This is a genomic window from Vibrio sp. TBV020 (assembly GCF_046056895.1).
Classification (GTDB): domain Bacteria; phylum Pseudomonadota; class Gammaproteobacteria; order Enterobacterales; family Vibrionaceae; genus Vibrio.
In genome coordinates, this window is the sequence record NZ_JBEEAQ010000001.1 from 565,730 (window position 1) to 586,265 (window position 20,536).

Annotated in this window: 18 protein-coding genes; 8 read left to right on the forward strand and 10 right to left on the reverse strand. The window is 43.4% G+C overall.

The window, feature by feature from the left end:
- Position 1: 1 nt before the first annotated feature.
- From yddG to AAFX28_RS02395, 6 genes are all read right to left on the reverse strand, one after another.
- Positions 2–904, reverse strand: a complete 903-nt coding sequence (gene yddG / locus AAFX28_RS02370) for an aromatic amino acid DMT transporter YddG (protein WP_408685278.1) — start codon at positions 902–904, stop codon at positions 2–4.
- Between the two features lie 62 nt (positions 905–966).
- Positions 967–1,365, reverse strand: coding sequence for an OsmC family protein (locus AAFX28_RS02375; protein WP_408685280.1), 399 nt, complete (start codon positions 1,363–1,365; stop codon positions 967–969).
- A 13-nt stretch (positions 1,366–1,378) separates the two neighbouring features.
- Positions 1,379–2,374, reverse strand: coding sequence for a Gfo/Idh/MocA family protein (locus AAFX28_RS02380; protein ID WP_408685281.1), 996 nt, complete (start codon positions 2,372–2,374; stop codon positions 1,379–1,381).
- Positions 2,375–2,401: 27 nt separating this feature from the next.
- On the reverse strand, positions 2,402–3,016 hold the full coding sequence (locus AAFX28_RS02385) for a LysE family translocator (protein WP_408685282.1): 615 nt from the start codon (positions 3,014–3,016) through the stop codon (positions 2,402–2,404).
- A gap of 116 nt (positions 3,017–3,132) precedes the next feature.
- Complete coding sequence (locus AAFX28_RS02390) at positions 3,133–4,053, reverse strand: LysR family transcriptional regulator (protein WP_408685284.1); 921 nt, start codon at positions 4,051–4,053, stop codon at positions 3,133–3,135.
- Complete coding sequence (locus AAFX28_RS02395; RefSeq protein WP_408685286.1) at positions 4,043–4,495, reverse strand: Lrp/AsnC family transcriptional regulator; 453 nt, start codon at positions 4,493–4,495, stop codon at positions 4,043–4,045. The genes AAFX28_RS02390 and AAFX28_RS02395 overlap by 11 nt, the downstream gene beginning before the upstream one ends.
- A gap of 215 nt (positions 4,496–4,710) precedes the next feature.
- Here AAFX28_RS02395 and yjeH point away from each other — a divergent pair, with 215 nt between their 5' ends.
- Positions 4,711–5,970 carry an L-methionine/branched-chain amino acid transporter gene (gene yjeH / locus AAFX28_RS02400; protein WP_408685288.1) on the forward strand — a complete coding sequence of 420 codons (1,260 nt, stop codon included), beginning with the start codon at positions 4,711–4,713 and terminating at the stop codon, positions 5,968–5,970.
- Here the strand turns inward: yjeH and AAFX28_RS02405 are convergent.
- Positions 5,956–6,714, reverse strand: a complete 759-nt coding sequence (locus tag AAFX28_RS02405) for a class II glutamine amidotransferase (protein ID WP_408685290.1) — start codon at positions 6,712–6,714, stop codon at positions 5,956–5,958. The genes yjeH and AAFX28_RS02405 overlap by 15 nt on opposite strands.
- A 41-nt stretch (positions 6,715–6,755) precedes the next feature.
- A complete protein-coding gene (locus AAFX28_RS02410; protein ID WP_408685292.1) occupies positions 6,756–8,180 on the reverse strand; it encodes a PLP-dependent aminotransferase family protein in 1,425 nt (474 codons plus the stop codon).
- A gap of 94 nt (positions 8,181–8,274) precedes the next feature.
- On the opposite strand from AAFX28_RS02410, the gene AAFX28_RS02415 reads away from it, so the two are divergent.
- A complete protein-coding gene (locus AAFX28_RS02415; protein WP_408685294.1) occupies positions 8,275–8,934 on the forward strand; it encodes a pyridoxamine 5'-phosphate oxidase family protein in 660 nt (219 codons plus the stop codon).
- Between the two features lie 18 nt (positions 8,935–8,952).
- On the opposite strand, the gene AAFX28_RS02420 is transcribed toward AAFX28_RS02415, so the two are convergent.
- Positions 8,953–9,945, reverse strand: a complete 993-nt coding sequence (locus tag AAFX28_RS02420; protein WP_408685295.1) for a helix-turn-helix domain-containing protein — start codon at positions 9,943–9,945, stop codon at positions 8,953–8,955.
- A 126-nt stretch (positions 9,946–10,071) separates the two neighbouring features.
- Between AAFX28_RS02420 and AAFX28_RS02425 the strand changes: the two genes are divergently transcribed.
- From AAFX28_RS02425 to AAFX28_RS02450, 6 genes are all read left to right on the forward strand, one after another.
- Positions 10,072–10,395, forward strand: coding sequence for an MFS transporter (locus tag AAFX28_RS02425; protein WP_408685297.1), 324 nt, complete (start codon positions 10,072–10,074; stop codon positions 10,393–10,395).
- Positions 10,395–11,618, forward strand: a complete 1,224-nt coding sequence (locus AAFX28_RS02430) for an HlyD family secretion protein (RefSeq protein ID WP_408685299.1) — start codon at positions 10,395–10,397, stop codon at positions 11,616–11,618. The genes AAFX28_RS02425 and AAFX28_RS02430 overlap by 1 nt, the downstream gene beginning before the upstream one ends.
- 118 nt (positions 11,619–11,736) lie before the next feature.
- Positions 11,737–13,083, forward strand: a complete 1,347-nt coding sequence (locus tag AAFX28_RS02435) for a magnesium transporter (protein ID WP_408685301.1) — start codon at positions 11,737–11,739, stop codon at positions 13,081–13,083.
- 777 nt (positions 13,084–13,860) lie between these two features.
- The gene (gene codB / locus AAFX28_RS02440; RefSeq protein ID WP_408685303.1) at positions 13,861–15,099 is read left to right on the forward strand and encodes a cytosine permease; all 1,239 of its coding nucleotides are present in this window, start codon (positions 13,861–13,863) and stop codon (positions 15,097–15,099) included.
- Positions 15,100–15,108: 9 nt separating this feature from the next.
- Entirely contained in the window at positions 15,109–16,386 is a 1,278-nt protein-coding gene (locus AAFX28_RS02445) for a cytosine deaminase (protein WP_408685305.1), read from the forward strand.
- An 889-nt stretch (positions 16,387–17,275) separates the two neighbouring features.
- Entirely contained in the window at positions 17,276–17,731 is a 456-nt protein-coding gene (locus AAFX28_RS02450) for a dCMP deaminase family protein (protein ID WP_408685307.1), read from the forward strand.
- Here the strand turns inward: AAFX28_RS02450 and AAFX28_RS02455 are convergent.
- Complete coding sequence (locus tag AAFX28_RS02455) at positions 17,728–20,361, reverse strand: ATP-binding protein (RefSeq protein ID WP_408685308.1); 2,634 nt, start codon at positions 20,359–20,361, stop codon at positions 17,728–17,730. The two genes, AAFX28_RS02450 and AAFX28_RS02455, sit on opposite strands and share 4 nt — an antisense overlap.
- Between the last annotated feature and the right edge of the window lie 175 nt (positions 20,362–20,536).

Below are 20,536 nucleotides of genomic sequence, written 5' to 3' on the forward strand. Positions count from 1 at the left end.
TTTAATCTTTGGATCCGCTCGTTTTCTCTCGGGTCACCCACCAGCACATTAGCGAACCAATAGTAACCATCACAACACCTTGAATGAAGCTTTGAGTTAATACCAAACCCAAAATTACTGAAGAGATGATGGTCGACAATACTGGAGTAAAATAAGAGAGAGTCGCCAGTAAAACCATGTTCCCCCCTATTATCGCAAAGTTCCAAAGTGCGTAGCCACTACCCATAGCGATCCCAGCTATCAGCAGTAAGCTTCCTGATTCAAGATTAAGCGTCATCCCTGTTTCAGCGCTCAGTGCGTACTTTATCCATAACGTAATCGCCGTCATGATAAAAAACAGAGTGATCGCATTTTGGCCATTTGAGATTCGCTTGGTCAGGTTGCAATAAATCGCCCATAAAAATGCCCCGATAAACGCCATTGCATAGGTAACAGGGTTTGTTGCTACATTCGCTGCAATTTGCGCCACTGATAGCCCTTGTTCTCCGGTTATGCTCCAAGCAACACCGAAGAAAGCTAATGCAATACTTGGATATACCCAAAGGCTAGTTTTCTTACCACTGGTCAACACAGCAAGCAGAACCGTTAGTGCAGGCCATAAGTAGTTGATGACCAGCATTTCGATCGCTTGTTGACGAGAATTCGCCATCGCCAAGGCAAGCGCTAGACATATCTCATAAGCGACAAATAAACCGCCGCCTAATACAACATAACGCCATGAATATAGACGTAATTTGGGCAGCCCCATAACAAGCACTAAAAACAGCGAAGCCACCGTATAGATCGAAGCGGCTCCACCAATGGGACCTAACATTTCAGTTACTGCGCGAGCAAGACCCATCACACTACTCCAAAGGAGAATCGCGACCACGCCTGCTATGGTAAATTTATGGCTACTATTCATTTTGTTCCGAACTCAATAAAAAAGCCGAGCAGAGTGCTCGGCTCATGCAGTCAGCGAGAAGATCAGATAATTTCCCAACTGTGTGTCATCTCGACACCTTTACCCAGCATTAGGCACACTGAACAGTATTTCTCTAATGAGTCTGCAGCCACTTTTGCTACTACTTCAGGGTCTAAGCTATCACCAGACACTTCAAAGTGAATATTCACTTGAGTAAAAATACGTGGTGCCGTTTCACGACGTTCTGTCGTCAATTTCGCATTACAAGCAGTAACTGCCTGTCCCGCTTCTTTCAAACCATCAACCACATCTACTGAACTACAACCACCCGCAGCCATCAGAACCATTTCCATTGGGCTTGGAGCGGTTGCGCCACCATTGCCATCCATCACAATAGAGTGACCTGATTGGGATTGACCTAGGAACTTAAAATCTTCAATCCATTTTACTTCTGCTTGCATCTGCTTCTCTCTTTTACTTAGTTGAGCATTTGTTATCAGTTGGAAACGTAACGCCAGTCTGACGACGAATTTCCTCTAGCAATTTTGCCACAATCAGTGAGCGCTGCGTGCAACTTTCATTGCTCATTTTTTTCTTAAATTGGTCAGCAAATTCCAATGCCTCATAATACATAGGATTGGCATCTTGCTTAGTGCTGAGATCAATACCAATATCGCTTCCACGAGTAAACTTAGTAAGTTTTTTAGCGATAGAGATCATTTCGACAAGCAGTGCGCCTTCTTCACCTTGAATTTCACTCGGTAAGTATGAGTCACTCGTCTTTGAATGCTGCAATACAACTTCAAAGCCATCATACGTCAAAATCACACTACCGCTACCATCAACTCCAGACTCCAACAGTTGAGCTTCTGCTTTGACCGATTTTGGTTCACCAAATAGTTCAACTGCTGAGCTTAAACAATAAAAACCAATATCCATGATCGAACCATTGGCAAAAGCTGGATTAAACGTATTGGGATTCTCACCGGCTAAATACTTAGGATAACGAGACGAATACTGACAGTAGGTAATCAGCGCTTTACGAATTGTCCCAATCTCAGATATTGCTTGTTTCAGTCGCTTGAAATTGGGTAAATGAGGTGACATAAATGCCTCGAAAAGGATGACATTGTTCTCTTTCGCTACCTCAAACATTTGCTGCGCCAAAGCAAAATTGGACGCCATTGGCTTTTCTACGATCACATGCTTACCCGCTTCCATCATTTGAATTGCTTGCGGGCCATGTAGAATATTAGGACTCGCGATATAGACAGCATCAATAATCGGAGACTGTGCCAGTTCATCTAGATCATCAAACAGAGCTGGCGATGGGTACTTCTGCGCAAACTGCTCAGCACTTTCTAGCGTTCGAGAGTAAACCGCAGCAAGTTCGTATTCACCGCTTTTGAGTGCCGCATCAATAAACTGATCAGTAATCCAGTTTGTGCCAATAACAGCCAGTCTTATCATTATTTTTTCCTTATATTTGCCTAAAGGCTACACCGTCAGTACCACTCGTATAGCAAGCAAAATGAGTACTGCGCCAGACAATCTATCAATAAGTTGTGCTTTTGAACGGATTTTATCAATTAATCGAGGAGTCGAAAGTAAAAAAGTAATCAGGGTGTACCAAAGGCCATCAACAACCAAAGGAGTCATAACGATCAAGCTTTTCGCCATAACGCTGTCACCCACTGCGACAAATTGACTGAACAAAGCAATAAAGAACAGAGCAATCTTAGGGCTGAGCAAAGAAATCAAAAAGCCTTCTTTTGCAGATTGCCAAATACTCGTTTGTTCTCCTGACTCTAACCTTGCAGCAACCCCGCCTTTTGAACGTAATGCGTTGTAGCCCAAGTAAGCAAGATAGGCAGCGCCAGCATAGCTAATGGTTTTGAATAGCAGTGGCGACTGTTGAAGCACAACCGCTAGACCAATCAGAGTGATAAACGCGTAAATACCAATACCTATAGCATGCGCCCATGCCGCTGCTAACCCATTTAGGCGGCCACCAGCCAAACTATGCTTAGCGACCATTGCCAAGCTTGGACCCGGTGACATCGCACCAAGAATACAGATAGTGAAGAGTGATAACCAAACCGTGAGTGTCATATGTCAGATCCTTTATTCGCAAAATCAGGCCCACCGAATTGGCTTAGCCCATATCAGTCACGTTAAATCAGCTAAGTAATGATTTGAAATCAAAGTTAATCATAATAGGAATGATCTCAGTTCATACCAATCGAATACGGTGACACTTGCATTGCATGCAACACTTTCTCACGCATCCATTGGTGCGCTTTATCATTGTCATACTTCGGGTGCCACATAAGCCAATATTGGTGAGCCTCGGTATCAAAAGGTAATGAACAATACTCAAGCTCAGACTCATGGGATAGGTTTCGCGCAATATGTTCAGGAACAACCATTAAGTAGTCACTGCTTCTTAGTGCATTGATGGCGGCTGAAAAGAAAGGAACCTTAAGCGCGATGCGTCTTTGATACCCTAATTGTTGCAGCGCAATATCAGCCTTCGAGTCTTTATCCCCGCCACCAGTCACCTTTAAATGAGGAAAGGCGATCAAATCTTCACAACTCAACTCAGTTTTGCTCTGTAGAGGGTGGCCTTTTCTCATTACGCAAACAGATTTATCTTGGCCAATTTTAACGCTACTTAAATGTGAAGGCTTGTGGTCCAGCATTGTTGAAGCAAGGTGAATGCCTGTTTGATCAAACTCATTAAGGTAATCAGGCTGCCATAAACGATAAGCGATGTTCACATTCGGCGCCTGCTCAACCACGATAGAAACAACATCAGGAACGATGTATTGAGCTACGTAATCACTGGAAGACAAGATGAACTCTTGCTGCCATATTTTTGGATCAAACGGTTTATCAGACAAAAGTACATCAAACTCTTCTAACAACTCTCGAAGCTTATCTTGCATCGCTAGTGCTCGTGGTGTCGGGACTAGTTGGTTGCCATCTCTTACTAGTAGAGGGTCTCCACAAATCTCACGCAATTGAGAAAGCTGACGGCTCACCGCAGACTGAGTAATGTGCAGCCTATGAGCGGCATTACTTACATGGCACTCTTCAAGCAGCACATGAAGGGAGCGAAGTAGATTTAGATTGAGATTACTTAGCATTTTGCATCGTGTTGAAGAATTCAGTTAATACGGTGTGAGTCATAAGATGGCGTAGCTCTGGGATTTGCTGTAATTCATCTCGAATCGCATTCAAACGGGTCATCGTTTCGACCTCAACATACAACATCATGTCGGTTTCACCACTAATGGCATGACACCACTTAACCCCATCAATCTGATAGATTTTATCGGCATAAGCTTCACAGTAGTGTGTCGAGCTCGACATATCAAATTTCAACGCTAAATAGGCTTTGATTAGGTCTTTCGGGTTAGCAAATGCAACGTCGGCGTGATAGCCAAGAATAATGTTCTCTTGCTCAAGCTTTTGAATCCGAGCCGTCACCGCTGAACGCGATAAGTTTACCTGCCGTGCAATATCACTGACGCTTTCTCGGGCGTTAGTTTTTAATATCGAGACGATTTGAGCGTCAAATTTATCCATAAATTGCTTCCTTTTCCTCCAACTTATTTCCGCTGGTTGTGGCAATGTGACATAAAACTTACGTAGATGAAAGCAGACAAAATGACAGAAATATAGACAGCTTCCGACAATGTGACGGCAATCTGCGACGAATTGACTAATGCACAACTAAGCCGCTTACGTTAACCTAATTCTATGCATTCATGGGTTGAATCAAATCATGCAAGGAGAGCATTATGAGCAAGCTAAAACAAGAAATCACATTGCTGTCTGGCATTGGTCAATTATCAACAACGCTATTAGGCACTGGGTTATTCATGGTTCCGGCCATTGCCGCTGGTATTGCAGGTCAATTTTCTCTGTGGGCATGGATCGTACTCTTTATAGCCATCTGCCCTATTGCTCTAACATTTGCACAACTTGGCAAGCGATTTCCAAGCGCCGGAGGAACCGCCTACTTCGTCCGGAAAGCCTTCAACATCAAGTTAGAGAAAAGTGTCGCATGGCTATTTTTGAGTGTCATTCCAGTTGGTGTACCCGCTGCGATCGCCCTCGCGGCTGGTTTCCTACAACAGTTATTACCTAGTAGTCTGAACTCATCTTTATTTGCTCAACTTCTAACCGTTGCTTTGCTAATAGGGGTGAATTTGGCAGGAGCAAAGTCGTCTGGACGACTTCAAACCGTTATCGCATTAGCTATTTTTGCTTTAATCGCGGCATTTTGGTGGCAAGGAGACTTCAGTACCAATGACTTGATTCTGCCAGAAGTCACCTCTGACAGTATTCTTCCGATTGGTCTAGCTCTTGGTGTGATGTTTTGGTGCTTTGTCGGTATCGAAGCCTTCGCGCATATGGGGGAAGAATTTAAAAACCCTCAGCGAGACTTTCCAATCGCTATCATTGTTGGCTGTTTCGTCGCAGGCGCAACTTATTGGGTCTGTTCGGTCATTATTTTAAAGATGCAAGCTTATGGCACACCTATGTTTGACAGTGCCTCTATACCTTGGATTGCCCAGCAGCTATTCGGGCCAGAATTTAAAACTCTTATTAGTGTTATTGGCTTTGCTGCCTGTTTTGCCAGCGTAAACCTATACACTCAAAGTCTGTCTCGCATGTTGTGGGCTCAAGCCAGAGAATACAGCCCCAATAGTTCGTTGGCTCGTTTATCAATTCGTGGGGTTCCTGCACATGCCACGTTAGCTGTCGGTGCGGTTGTACTCGTATCCTGCGTTGTTGGAGAGCTCTCCGGGCTGGATCTTGAGTTCTTTTTAAAATTGGCCAATGGTATCTTTGTGCTTATCTACCTTCTCGCCATGCTTGCCGCTTATAAGTTGCTATCGGGTGTGAGTCGCCAACTGGCAGCTGTTTCACTGGTGTTATGTACGGTTGTCTTTATTTGCTTAGGTTGGTCGATGCTTTACGCAGTGGGTGTGTTTGCACTATTAAACCTACCTTGGCAAAAGTGGAGAGCGATAAAAGCATCAAATAACGTATGACGTTATCTTGTCTAGATGGATGGCAAGGATGTTCTGCGCGCTAACCTTTTTCCACTGTGAGCTCTTTTCCAATGGTTCTGAAGCCAACACAATGTTTGCGCCATCTTGTTTAATAAAAACCGTTGGCGCTTCTTCAGCAGAGCTATAGCGAACGACCCAAAATTGATTCCCATCTGATATACAGATTGACGCTTTTAACGGCTCTTCAATCTGCTTACTTTCCATCACCTTAGCAATCATCGACAGAGTCATTTTAATTGCCTTAACTGGGCTATCTTTCAATCCATTTTGCAACATCAGCAGAAAGATCAGTTCACTGTCTGTCGTTCCCATCCGTTTCAAAAACAGCGATTCACATAGTTGACGTTCTAGTTCAAACTTGACCTGTTCAAACCCGCCAATCTGACCATTATGGAGAAACATCCAGTTTTCACTAATAAAGGGGTGGCAATTTGAACGAGAAACTTGGGTACCTGTAGACGAACGAACGTGCGCCATAAAACGATGAGAGCGAATATGATGAGTAAGTGAACGAAGGTTTTCATCTCCCCATGCGGGAAGCACCTCGTGAAATTGCCCAGGTGTATCTCGCTCTGTGTACCAACCAAGACCAAAACCATCGGCGTTCACTCTAGTAACCGCTTTACGCGCCTCTAAGCTCTGATGAACCAGAGAGTGCTCGGGTTCATAGACGAGTTTATCCAAATAAATAGATTCCCCTTGGTAGGCTAACCATCGGCACATAGAATTCCCTTCCTTAGTAAATTACACCTTTATCAATAACATCATGAATTGAAGAACTCAGCAAGTGTGCGGATGTTAGGTTCAATCTCATCTAAAGGAACATTACCAAAACCCAGTATGGCACCAGACCAACTACGTGGCTCTGCTCTGTCGAACTGCTCATAGTAGTTGAAGGGGCGAATCACGATACCGCAAGCGTTAGCTCGCTCCGCCCACTCTTCCTCTGAGATAAACCCATACCACCTTAACGTTACGTGCAGTCCTGCGGCTTGACTTATTACCTCTACAGAGCCAGAGAAATAACGTTCAATCATTGTGATCATTAGCTGATGCTTTTGTTTGTATAACCGACGCATCTTTCGGATATGCCGAACCAAATCACCTTCAGCGATAAAATCTGCCAGCGCTACCTGAGTATGGGTAGGAGAATCACCACTTAATGCATCTTTAAACGTCAACGCATCAGCCACCATAGATTGAGGTAAAACTAAATAACCCAAGCGTAAACCATTAAACATCACCTTACTCAAGGATCCGACATAAATGACATGTTGGTCGTGGCCTGTTTTGGCAGCCAACCCCTGTAAACTTGGATATGGGCGATGAGCGAACTGAAACTCACTGTCATAGTCGTCTTCGATAATCCAACCGCCACGGGTTTTCACCCACTCGATTAACCGTAAACGCTGATTAATATCAAGTGTAGTACCTAGGGGGTACTGATTGCTTGGCGTTACATAAATCGCTTCGGCATCACTGCGTTCAACTGCATCCAGATCAAGACCTTGTACAGGACGAACTGGAGCTGGAGATAACGAAAAATTAAAGAGTTTGAGGACTTTAGCCATTTGCGCGTACCCAGGTTGCTCCATGAGTAATCGACGATCTCTTTTTGAAGTCAGCAACGCCGCAATTGTTAGAGCTTGCTGAGCACCAGAAGTTATCACTATTCGCTCCGGGTCGCAGACAACTGAACGGCTGGTTGCTAAGTAACTCGCCAGTGCCGCGCGTAGGCTCTCATCCCCTTGTATGTCTTGCCCACCGAGCAAACTAATACGCCCCATATGACGTGTTAACAAGCGTTGCCATTTCTGAGTTGGGAATTCACTAAGATCAGGTACACCCGGGGAAAATGCACGGCTATGATCTTTTACTTGAATTGGTTGATTGGGCATTTCAGCTTGGTGATCGGTAGCAACAAATTGATCGGGCAACTCTAATGCAACAAAGTAGCCCGAACCAACCCTACTCTCCAGATATCCCTCGGCATGCAGTTGCTCATATGCATGAATCACCGTATTTCTGCTTAAACTTAACTCTTGAGCTAACTTACGTGTCGACGGGAGCTTTAATCCTTTGCCCCACAATTGACTTACGATCTTGTCCCTAATGGCGTCAAACAATGCATCTTGTTTGGTACGACTCTCACCATTCAATTGTAAATCACCAATATCAATCAATGCCATAAGTGGATCCATCCATTATCTAAAACTGGCTCTAAATACAGAACCAATTTAAGAGTACCTTAGAAATAAATCAAACGCTTATAAGGGAGTCGCTATGTTATCTACCACTCGAAGAACAGAAATTAAAAAAGGCGCACACAAAGCGGTCACTGACGATCAAGCGCTTTACGATGTTATTGATGAGTCGTTGATTGCGCATATTGCTATCTACGACAGTGAGCAGCCATTTATTATTCCCATGTTGGCATGGCGTGTAGAAGACAAAGTATATATCCACGGCGCGAACAACAGTCGTTTAATGAGAAACCTAAGAAAAGGGAACAACACTTGCCTTACTTTCACACTATTTGACGGTTGGGTGCTTGCAAGAAGCGCTTTCCATCATAGCGCACACTATCGCAGCGCCGTTGTACTGGGCCACTTTACTTCAGTCGAGGACAGTACTGAAAAAGACCGCCTGCTCAATCACTTTATCGAACAGATAGCGCCGGGAAGAACAGATCAGGTACGTTTGAGCAACCAAAAAGAGCTCGATGCAACCATGCTACTTGAAATCCCCTTAACCGAAGCGTCAGTTAAAGTAAGTAAAGGCCCGGTGAATGATGACTTAGGTGATATGCAGCAAACAGTTTTTGCAGGTTATTTACCTTTTCGTACTGTCGTTGGTCCGCTAGTTGCTGAGGAGGATTCAACCCACTCTTCAACTCCAGATTACAGCGCCGCATACCCTCAACGTTGGCACCATCACAACTAAACGCTTTGCAGACACTGGCTAATGCTCATCCAAACTAAAATGTTGCATGTATTGGTTGGGCGTTAAGCCTCTATTCTTTTTGAACATTCGGTTGAAGCTCGCCGTATTTTGATAGCCTAAACGACGCGCAACTTCATCAACGCCAACACCCGAACTGAGCATTGAGACGGCGATATTACTCATCACGTAACCGCATACGGTGGAGAAGTTCATGCCTAGCTTTCTAAGGGCTCGTTGCAACTGTTGTGTCGACATTCCCAACAAACTGCTAACGTGCTCCAACGTTGGTAGCCCGTAAAAGCGGCTATAGTTTAAAACCTCATAAATGACTTTCACTTCATCCTCTGGATCGGGCATATTCAATAGCTCATCCAAATCAGAGAAATTCATCGCCAAACGGCCTTTCTTGATGCTTCCTTGCTGTTTTGTCGCTAATCGGAGTTCTGAGTGAAACCAAATCTCAGTACATGAATGGCTCCAATCAATATCGCAGCCAAAGAACGCGCGATATTTCTCTACATTCTTTCTTGTGCCAGAGAGTCGAATTCGCATTGGAGCAAAATCTTGACCCAAGTAAAGTCGCATAACTTTGACTAAGATGACCGCCATACGAACGCTGTCGTGAACTTTACATTCGGCGCTAAATCGGGGGTTTTTGTAGCTCCATTTAATAATGGGGCCACTGATTGCTGCCGATAAAAACGCACCATTCTGAAGGCTATTTAGTCCATAGTTCAAACGACGGATTGTAGACGCAAAATCGAAGCCCGATAACAACCAATGACTGAGCGCTCCTATCCTTGATATGTCTTGGCCAATCATAGAGTCTAAAACAATATCTGGATTCTGTGTGCACTGCTCTAACCTCTGATACCAATGGTTAACCTCAGAGATAGGTATCAATGTCATCGGATTCTGAAATACCTCTTCTGGAATGCCTAACTCACCTTCTCCCAGTCGATATTTCTTCCGAGCATTTTGGTGGATATTGTAAATTCCAATAGCCCGCATGAATCTTACTTTCTTCATTTACAGATCAAGTCAATTTTAGTTTTCTTATGACTCAATCTGTCACATACAAACCAATATTTCAAATCTCGATCACAATTGGCGGGTCAAATAAATTTGGAGAGCTGAATGAGCTTATTAAGTGTCCCATTCGTTGGAACTACCGCTGATACCGTTTTACATGTCGTCGCGGCTGTTGTTCTTGTCGCAACAGTTGGCGCTGCATGCTATGGCTTTTGGAAATTCCACGAAATGCCAATCAACAAGGCCCACAGTAAAAATCATCATCAAATTGGATTGATAACTGCGTTAACCTGGATTGGTTTCATCTGGCACTGGGTTTGGGTTGTGGCTGTTATTCTCGCTTTTGTCGATATGGAAAAAGCCGTTATTAACCTACGTGACACATGGCGTCACGCTCCGCATAAGAATACTGAGCAGGAGGAAGCGTAATGTTAGAAGGCTTAGCTGTTTGGGCATTATTTATTTATCTACTGCGTCTCGTCGGTATGCCATGGAACAAAGCGACCAAGTCGTTTGCTTACTTAGGTGGCGTATCATGGTTAATGTTTGTTTGGGTTGGATTGATTAACTACACGCCGATGGATCTATCTGGTGGTTCTGTTGTTCAATCTCCGCATATTCAATTGCGTCCGGACTCACCGAATGTCACGGGTAAAGTGGACAAAATCTACATCGAGCCAAACCAAAAGGTGACTAAAGGACAGTTGATTTATGAAATTGACCCGACTCAATACCAAATTGCACTTAATCAGGCTCAAGTAACACAAGAAGCGGCACACGTTGCTTACAACGTAGCAAAGGAAGACATTGAAATTGCTAAAGCTACTCATCAATCCATGTTACTCGATGTAGAAACAACGAAAAGCCGTTTAGCGACTGCGAAAGCAGACTATGACCTACAAGTCAAAATGTTAGAACGCTACCAAGAACAGAATCGAGTGGTGAAAAATACCATCACCGCCAGTGATATCGATAAGCAACAAACTACGGTGGAAAAAGCGAAGCACAACGTTTCAACCATTAAGTCTGAACTTAGTACAAAAATCGTAGAAGCGGATAAAGCTAAATTGAGCATCAGCAAAGCAGAGCTCACTGTAAAGAGTGAAGAAGCAGACTGGAAAAAGAGCCAAGAGCAACTAGCGAAAGCTCGATGGGATCTTGAGAGCACAAAAGTACGTGCCCCTGCAGATGGCTTTGTAACAAACTTTATCTTACGAGAAGGCCAGCGTGTTTCCATGATGCCGCGCTTACAAATGTACACAGACGAGAAGTATGTCTTAATGCGAGTGAACCATCAGGCGATTCGAAATGTTAAGCCAGGCCATGCTGCAGAGTTCTCCTCTTCTGTTTACCCAGGTAAAATATTTTCTGCACAAGTAGAAGGCATTGTTGAAGCAACGGGAGAGTCACAAAGTAATCTTCTTGGTCTCGACCCATCCGTACGAACCACGACTGGGCAGAATTTGCAGAACAAACACCACTTTGTTCGCTTGAAAATAGAAGAAACGGAAGGGTATGACATTCCCGTTGGTTCGGTTGGATTAGCCTGGGTCAGTGGTGATAAACCAATCAGCTTTATGGCCTTCTTGGATGTAATTCGAGGCATCATTATTCGAATGAAATCACAGTTGTACTACTTCTATTCTATCTAATCACCTAAGAGCCCAGTTATGCTGGGCTTTTTGCTTATTTTTGACCTTGGTCTCCCGCCCCTTTCTGATACTATATCGCTCATCCAGATTTCAACCGTAACAGTACGGAGCCTTCTAAATGAGCGAATTTCAAGACTTATCTCATCAAATTGAAAGCATCGCCCAATCTGAGCCAGAGCAGCAAAGTCATATCCTCAACCAATTAATTGAAGAGGGCTTAGAAGCCGGTTCAATCGCGCTGATCCTAGAAGCATTTCCTATCGATGAACGTGTGCAGTTATGGCGTGGCCTTCCGTTAGAACTCCACATTGAGGTTCTAACTGAAGCTCGTGCCGAAGTACGCTACTCGATTATTGATGAACTGTCTGAAATTGAGTTGAAGCTCACTTTGGCTAAACTCGATAACCTTTCATTAATAGAGTGGGCAGATTCACTTCCAGAAGAGATCATCAATGAAGCTCTCCAGTTGATCGAAAAAGATGAACTAGAGCTTTACGACCAAGCCAACGAATTTGAAGACGATGAACTAGGTCGCTGGGCAGAAAGAAAAGTTGTGACGCTGCCCTTTAACATTTCGGTTGAGAAGGCAAAGGGACTGATGGAGCGATACAGCTATGACGCACCTCAGCAAATTTACCTCATCAACAAACGTAAACAATTTCGCGGTGTTGTCAGCTACATCGACCTTTTGAGAGCCGAGCCTAACGAAAGACTGCGCAATCTAGCAATCGATAATGTGGTAACACTCAATGCCAAGCTAACCCTTGCTGAAAGTATTGAAGCTCTTGAACACTCGTCTCTTTCAACTATGCCTGTTACTGATAGCGAACAGCTGCTCATTGGTGAAGTAGATTGGCAATTTGCCCTAAGCACTCAACGAGAAATTTACGAAACACGTTTAATGGCCGGTACAGGTATGGATGAAGGCGATGACCTTTTTGCTCCTGTTCTTAAAAGCTCGCAAAAGCGTGGAGTATGGTTAGGCATCAACCTTATGACCGCAATTCTAGCTTCAGTCACTATTGGGTTATTTGAAGACGTGATTGCCCAAGTGGTGGCGCTCGCTGTTCTGATGCCAATTGTTGCGTCAATGGGGGGAATTGCTGGTAGCCAGACTTTGACTCTAATGATCCGTGCTATGGCCTTGAATCAAATTACGTCTGGTAACCGATGGGCCCTATTAAGAAATGAAATAGGCATTGGCTCTATCAATGGTTTACTTTGGGCGTTAATCATAGGCGGCCTAGCAGGACTGTGGTTTCAATCTGCTGTTTTAGGAGGAACCATAGCACTCGCGATTATTGTTAATATCATTACCGCCGCGCTATTTGGTGTATTAATACCTATTGCATTGGACAAGCTGAAGCTTGATCCTGCTCTGGCTGGGTCGGTAATACTCACGACTGTGACAGACGTAGTTGGGTTCTTTGCCTTTTTAGGCACCGCCAGCTTAGTGATGTTATAGCTGTATAGATATTAAATATATCATTAGCAAATACATGGCTATTTGCAATATGCATTTTCAATATGCAAACACCAGGACAAAAAAGTACAAAAAACACTCAATTTCATAGCATTTCAGTGCTATAAAAGTTGGCACATATACTGCAATATTACTTGTGACCCTTATTAAGCCGAGGGTCACCTAGCCAACTGACGTTGTTAGTGAACCAAATTTTGTTCACAAGTATAGCGGCCAATCTCCCACATTGAGGTTGGCCTTTTCTTTATCTGCAGCCTTTAAATAGCTTAATTTGCGCAATCGCTAGTTTTGTCTAGAATCCAACCAAAACCCTTCACAATAACCACCACAAACAGCCATTTCACACTAAAAAAACCTCGAACCCATCAAAAACGTACATTTATCTAACTACTTTCACAGCTTTTATCAGCACCCTGTTAGGAATACAAGAAGACAACGTTTGCATCCTAATAATACTTAAGTACATCTTGTTAACACACTTTATAGAACATGATTCATAAGTACTTTGATAAACTAATGCAACAAATGGGCAGTAAATACTATAACTAAGCATTTAATATCGTCATAAAAGCCACAAAAAGATGAAAAACAAAAATAAAATTAAACATTAAAAATCAACATCTTAATAAAACATTAATAACCAAATTAGGCATTAACAACAATTTTGTCATTGACACATTTTTTTATATCCTCATAATACGCGCCGTTTACCTAAAACTTATACAATTTGTACTGATAATCTAATTGCGGAGGTTATAAATGGCTGCGGACAACAACTACAGTCTGGGACCCGTGCCGACAACGGCAAGGAAAGGAGTCGCTTCACTTACTATGGTAATGCTTGGACTCACTTTTTTCTCCGCTAGTATGTGGACAGGTGGCACTCTTGGCACCGGCCTCTCTTTCAATGATTTCTTCCTCGCTGTTCTCATCGGTAACCTAATTCTCGGTATCTACACTTCTTTCCTTGGTTACATCGGCGCTTCCACTGGTCTCTCTACTCACCTTCTTGCTCGTTTCTCTTTTGGTACTAAAGGCTCTTGGCTTCCATCCGCACTGCTAGGTGGTACTCAGGTTGGCTGGTTTGGTGTCGGTGTTGCAATGTTTGCAATTCCAGTACAGAAGGCGACCGGTATTGATACAAACACCCTAATTATCGTTTCTGGTCTATTGATGACAGCAACGGTTTACTTTGGCATTAAAGCTCTAATGATTCTGTCAGCAATTGCCGTACCTGCAATTGCAATCTTAGGTAGCTACTCTGTATCAATGGCAGTTGATAGCATCGGTGGCCTAGAGCAACTTCAGCTGATTCAACCAGAAACACCGATGGACTTTTCTGTTGCACTTGCAATGGTGGTAGGTTCATTTGTAAGTGCAGGTACACTAACTGCTGACTTCGTTCGTTTTGGCAAAAAGCCAGCAAGCGCTGTTTTAGTCACCATGGTTGCTTTCTTTATTGGTAACTCACTCATGTTCATCTTCGGCGCAGCAGGTGCAGCAGCGACCGGCCAAGCAGATATTTCTGACGTAATGATTGCGCAAGGTCTTCTACTACCTGCTATCATCGTTCTTGGCTTAAACATCTGGACAACAAACGAAAACGCGCTTTACGCATCTGGTCTTGGTTTTTCAAACATCACCGGCCGTTCAAGCACAACAATGTCTATCATCAACGGTATTGTGGGTACTATCTTCACACTATGGTTATACAATAACTTCGTAGGCTGGTTGACGTTCCTATCAACGGCTATTCCACCAATTGGCGGCGTTATTATTGCGGACTTCTTGCTTAACCGTAAACGTTACCAAAACTTTGCTAAAGCTGAATTCCAAACGGTTAACTGGGCAGGTATTCTGGCAGTCGCAATTGGTGTAGCAGCAGGTAAATTTATTCCAGGTGTGGTGCCACTAAACGCAGTTCTAGGTGGCGCACTAAGCTATGTTGTACTTAATTCACTACTAAACAAACACGCGCTGAAAGCACAAGCAGCGTAAGGAAGCATCATGACAACGCTATTGATCAAAAACGCTACACTTCGAAATCAAGAAGGCCTTAAGCAAATCTTGATAGAAGACGGTCAATTTAAGCAAATTCTAGATAACGATGCGGATGTTGCCTATCAAGGTAATGTTCTTGATGCAGAGGGCGGCCTAGCAGTCGCTCCTTTCTGCGAGCCTCATATTCACCTAGACACGACTCAAACGGCTGGTGAGCCAAACTGGAATATCTCAGGCACTCTATTTGAAGGTATCGAGCGTTGGGCTGAGCGTAAAGAGCTACTCTCTATTGAAGATGTGAAAACTCGCGCAAAGCAGACTCTAAAGTGGCAAATCGCTAACGGTATTCAGCACGTTCGTACTCACGTTGACGTTTCTGACCCTACTTTGATTGCTCTAAAAGCGATGATCGAAGTACGTGAAGAGATGAAAGAGTGGGTCGACATCCAAATCGTTGCATTCCCTCAAGAAGGCATTCTTTCTTACCCGAACGGTAAAGAGCTACTTGAAGAAGCGGTTCAACTTGGCGCAGACGTAATTGGTGCCATCCCTCACTTTGAGTTTACTCGTGAATATGGTGTTGAATCACTACACTACGTATTCGAACTGGCTCGTAAGTACGATCGCCTTATCGACGTACACTGTGATGAAATCGACGACGAGCAATCACGTTTTGTAGAGACTCTAGCAGCGCTGGCGCACAAATATGAAATGGGCCACAAAGTAACAGCTAGCCATACGACAGCTATGGGCTCATACAACGGCGCATACGCTTCTCGTCTATTCCGTCTATTGAAGATGTCAGGCATTAGCTTTGTCGCTAACCCACTTGTGAACATTCACCTGCAAGGTCGATTTGACGACTACCCAAAACGTCGCGGTATGACACGAGTAAAAGAGATGCTGAACGCTGGTATTAATGTATGTTTTGGTCACGATGATGTGTTTGACCCTTGGTACCCACTTGGGACTGCGAACATGCTACAAGTACTGCACATGGGGCTACATGTCAGCCAAGTGATGGGTTACGACCAGATCAACAACGGTCTAGACTTAATCAGTGATAACTCTGCACGTACTCTAAACATCAAAGACAAGCATGGTATCGAAGAAGGTAAACCAGGTAGCCTTCTGATTCTTCCTGCTGAAAATGGTTTTGATGCGGTGCGCCGCCAAGTGCCAGTGCGTTACTCTGTTCGTCACGGTAAGGTGATCGCAGAAACGCAACCTGCAACAACGCAGATTCACCTTGGTGAGCAGGAACAAGTGACGTTCAAGCGTTAATCAGGAAGCAAAATAGATATACAAAGGGAAGCATCGGCTTCCCTTTTTAATTTTCAGTCCTAGCGGAGTTTTCTCTAGGCAAAAGAAAACCCCACTAAGCTCTCGCCTAGTGGGGTATAGTCTTACTCGCAGCAATCCGGCTACTAATAGGTGCTCCCTGCATCTATTCCTTGATAGTACGCTGAATCCTTCAGCACTTTCCTTATCATCGCCATCCTAGCGGTGTCCTTGGCAATCCAGCCCGTTAGCTATCCTCGCTAACTCTCATCACTTAATCCTTAAGCGGTGTCCCTGACTCTATCATCCTGATAGAAATTGCCTTAGTCCGTTAAGTGTCCATTGTCTTTCCTTGTGTAACCATCCTAGTTACTAGCGTCCAGCCAATGTCCTTCGCTTTCCATGCCGACCATTCATCCTGAATAATCGAATCTTCGTCCTGAAGATGACCTTTCCTTGGGTCTTTCCTGTTCCGTGTCTGCTCCCTGCTGACAACTTAAGATTATGCGATTGGTGGCTTTCCACAATGGTAAATATCGCTATTTTCTATGCCATCTAGAACACCACCAAACACAATAATCATAAATATCAATCACTTACAATAGCCTCGCATTAATATCCCAACTCATATCACTCTTTTGACTCACGCCCTTGTGAGAGATCTCGCACAAGCTCTATGGCGATATACCCAAGCTAGCGTCTTAGACGATGAATTTCTATCGTGATCCATATCACTCATTGCATAGCGGTACGCTTTATAGTGCATCTTTATACGCTTTTACTGGACTATCACTACGTAAATTAGGATATTATTAGGAGATCTATATCACATAACATATTTGGCTTGGCTTTATTGATAAAGCTAGGTGATATTTCCTAGAGGAAAGCTTGAATGATTTCAAAATGGGCGCAACGCTTTTACCAAATGGCAGAATTAGTTGGGTCTTGGAGTAAAGACCCTTCCACTCAGGTTGGTGCTGTCATTACTAAACAAAACCGCATTGTTTCTGTCGGTTTTAACGGTTACCCTCATGGCATTTCAGACAGTGCGATGACCGATGATCGTGAGATGAAATATTTAAAAACATTGCACGCGGAAGAAAACGCGATCCTATTCGCGAAGCGCGACCTTGATGGGTGTGAAATTTGGGTAACGCACTTCCCTTGTCCAAACTGTGCTGCAAAGATCATTCAAACAGGAATTTTTGCTGTTCACTGTCCAGAACAGACTCCTGATTTCTTATCTCGTTGGGGTGATAAGATTAAAGTCAGTCAAGAGATGTTCTTACAAGCGGGCGTTAAGGTTAACTGGCTACCACTTGCCGAACTATCTGAGATCGACAACTAGAACGTAACGTGTAAGCGTTCAAAAGTATCGAATAGCTGCTGAGACTTATAAGGCTTGGGTAAATAAGCATCCATCCCCGCATCGAAGCAGCTTTGAATTTCTTCTGGAAGTACACTCGCAGTCAAGGCAATGATCGGCACTTTGCCCCGCCTCTGCTCCATTTCCCATTTTCGGATCTCTTTGGTTGCTGTTAATCCGTCCATAATTGGCATCATGCAATCCATCAAAACTGCACAAAACTCCTCGCCTGTTTTAATCGTGTTCAAAGCATCTAAACCGTTACTCGTAATCGTATACTCAATACCGACTTTACTTAGGAAAAATGAAGCGATCTTTTGATTCATCAAGTTGTCTTCGACAATCAATACCTTTTTTACGTTGCTCACTGATAGACTGGCATGCGCATCAAAGCCGTGATCCACATTCACTTTATTTAGTGACAGGACGCTATTCATCACCGATTCAAATCGCTTACCTAGCACTGGCAGCGTCACATGAGCGGATAACAACACATCGAGCTCCGGCTGTACAAATAAATGATGGTGCATGCCAATGACTTCAGCAGAGGGGAAACGTGCTCTAACCTGGGCAAGATCTTTACGAGAGCTGTATTGCTTAGACGAACAATACATTACGACTTCAAATTCAGAATTGATATTGAATGTCTCTTCAACGGTTTCACAGACCGTTAAGTCTATCCCCATTGATTCCGTCTCTTTCATAATCAAGCTTTTATACTTTGAACCGTTCACGATTAACAATGCATGTGCTTGGATGGTAAACGGTAATGGCTGCTTTTCACTTTCCAGTAAGGGGACCGTAAACGAAAATCGGCTACCAACTCCCGGGGTGGAAGCCACTCTAATTTCCCCATCCATTTTCTCAATCAGTTGCTTACAAATCGTAAGTCCGAGGCCAGTGCCGCCGAAGCGTCGAGTGATGCTGCCATCTTCTTGAGTAAAAGGTTGAAAGATCTCCTCTATCTTGTCTTTCGTTATACCAATACCACTATCTGAAACATGACATAGAATTTGCCCTCCTTCCACTTCGACTTCTATCGTGACATTACCTTCTTTGGTGAACTTTGCAGCGTTACTCAACAAATTCATCAGTACCTGTTTGAAGCGAAAATCGTCAATCTCAACAAATCGTGGTAGGTCATCTGAAAATACCACTTTCAACTCTATATCTTGCTTGAGAGCTTTCGCGCAAACCATATTGATCGTATCAAATACCGCTTCTCGTAAATTGCTTGCTTGAACAGTAAGAACTAAGTTGCCAGACTCAATTTTAGAGAGGTCTAAAATATCATTGATCAACATGAGCAAGGCATGGGAAGAGGTATCAATATCCGCCAAAATTTCTTTCTGTCCCGAAGCTAAATGGCTATAGGATAGAATTTCGGTCATACCAATAATGCCGTTGAGAGGCGTTCTGATTTCATGAGACATGTTAGCAAGAAAAACACTTTTCGCTTGGTTAGCCGCTTCAGCGTTTTCTTTGGCCAGCACTAACTTATGTTTATACTCCGTTTGCTGATTAATAATGTCGTTTAATTCACTGATAAACTCTGAAAACTCATCTGCTCCGTCAACAGGAATCATTTCTGGTTTGTCTTTTTCCTTAAGGCTGCCCATCACGGTTAGTATCATCGATAGCTTAGAGTTAATGCGATAGAGCGTGCTTGTCCCCCAAGCGATCATGACAGTAAAAAACAATAATCCCGTCGCAGCTAACAGCCATAAGCCTCGCTCACTACGATCGGTATCTTCTCGCAATTGAGCTTGTAACTGCTTAGAGAAAGAGAGTAACTGCGTTGCAACAAGTTTGTTTCGTGTCTCAATGACCCTTGAAAACTTCACGTTGACCGCATGAGATTGACCTCTAAGCATTTCATTTTTAACTTGCGAACCCGCTTGAAAATCCGAACTAGCAAACGTCACCATTAATGCATCAAGCTGTTCACTATTTGCACCTAAGTTTACGAACTTATCCAAGTAATATTGTTGGCGCTCGCTGATTCGATAGTAGTCAGTAATATAGTCTTGGTAGGATAAATCTAGTTCTTCAATTTCTCGCGCAAGCCAAGCTTCTCGCCCCATCCAGAAATAGAGCCAGCTTAAGTCGTTAATAACACTGTCTAGTTGCTCAGCTTTTCCTATCCCACCATGTATTTGAATTGCAGAGAGCTCAGATTGAAGTTCGTACAAAACCGTGTCAACCAGGCGGCCTAGCTCAATAGTGGCCGGGATGCTGGCATCTTCTAATTCAATCAGGATTTGTTGTAATTCTTGGGTATAGCTTTCAATATTTTCAACGAATAGACGTTCACGCGCATGAATTGCTTCGGTCATGGCAACATCATTGATCATGCTTAAGCTTCGCTCTGCCATCGCTATTGAAATTTTCGGGCTCTGCCTTTGTAAGCTTTTAGTGAGAGCACTATAAGTATGATTGGAAAACTCACTCAATAAGTTAACGGCGTTATTTTTATCGTTAATCAGTTTATAGCTATGGACACGTGTTTGAATATCAATAACAAAATTTGCACTGAACGCGATGATGACTAAAGTAGGTATAAGACATAAAACAAACAGCCTGCTTTTAATAGACATGCGAGTCAGCATCATTTGGATTCGTTCCTTGAATCAATTTAAATGAGATATATTAGTTTAGTTGATTATCAAGTTTGCATCAGACTAATTCAAATCAATGGACTTACAATCAATATCTTGTCACTCAACTTAGAGAAGGGATTTGAAAAGCGTCGCATTCATCATACTTTTCATAGGTTTTTTCTTGCCA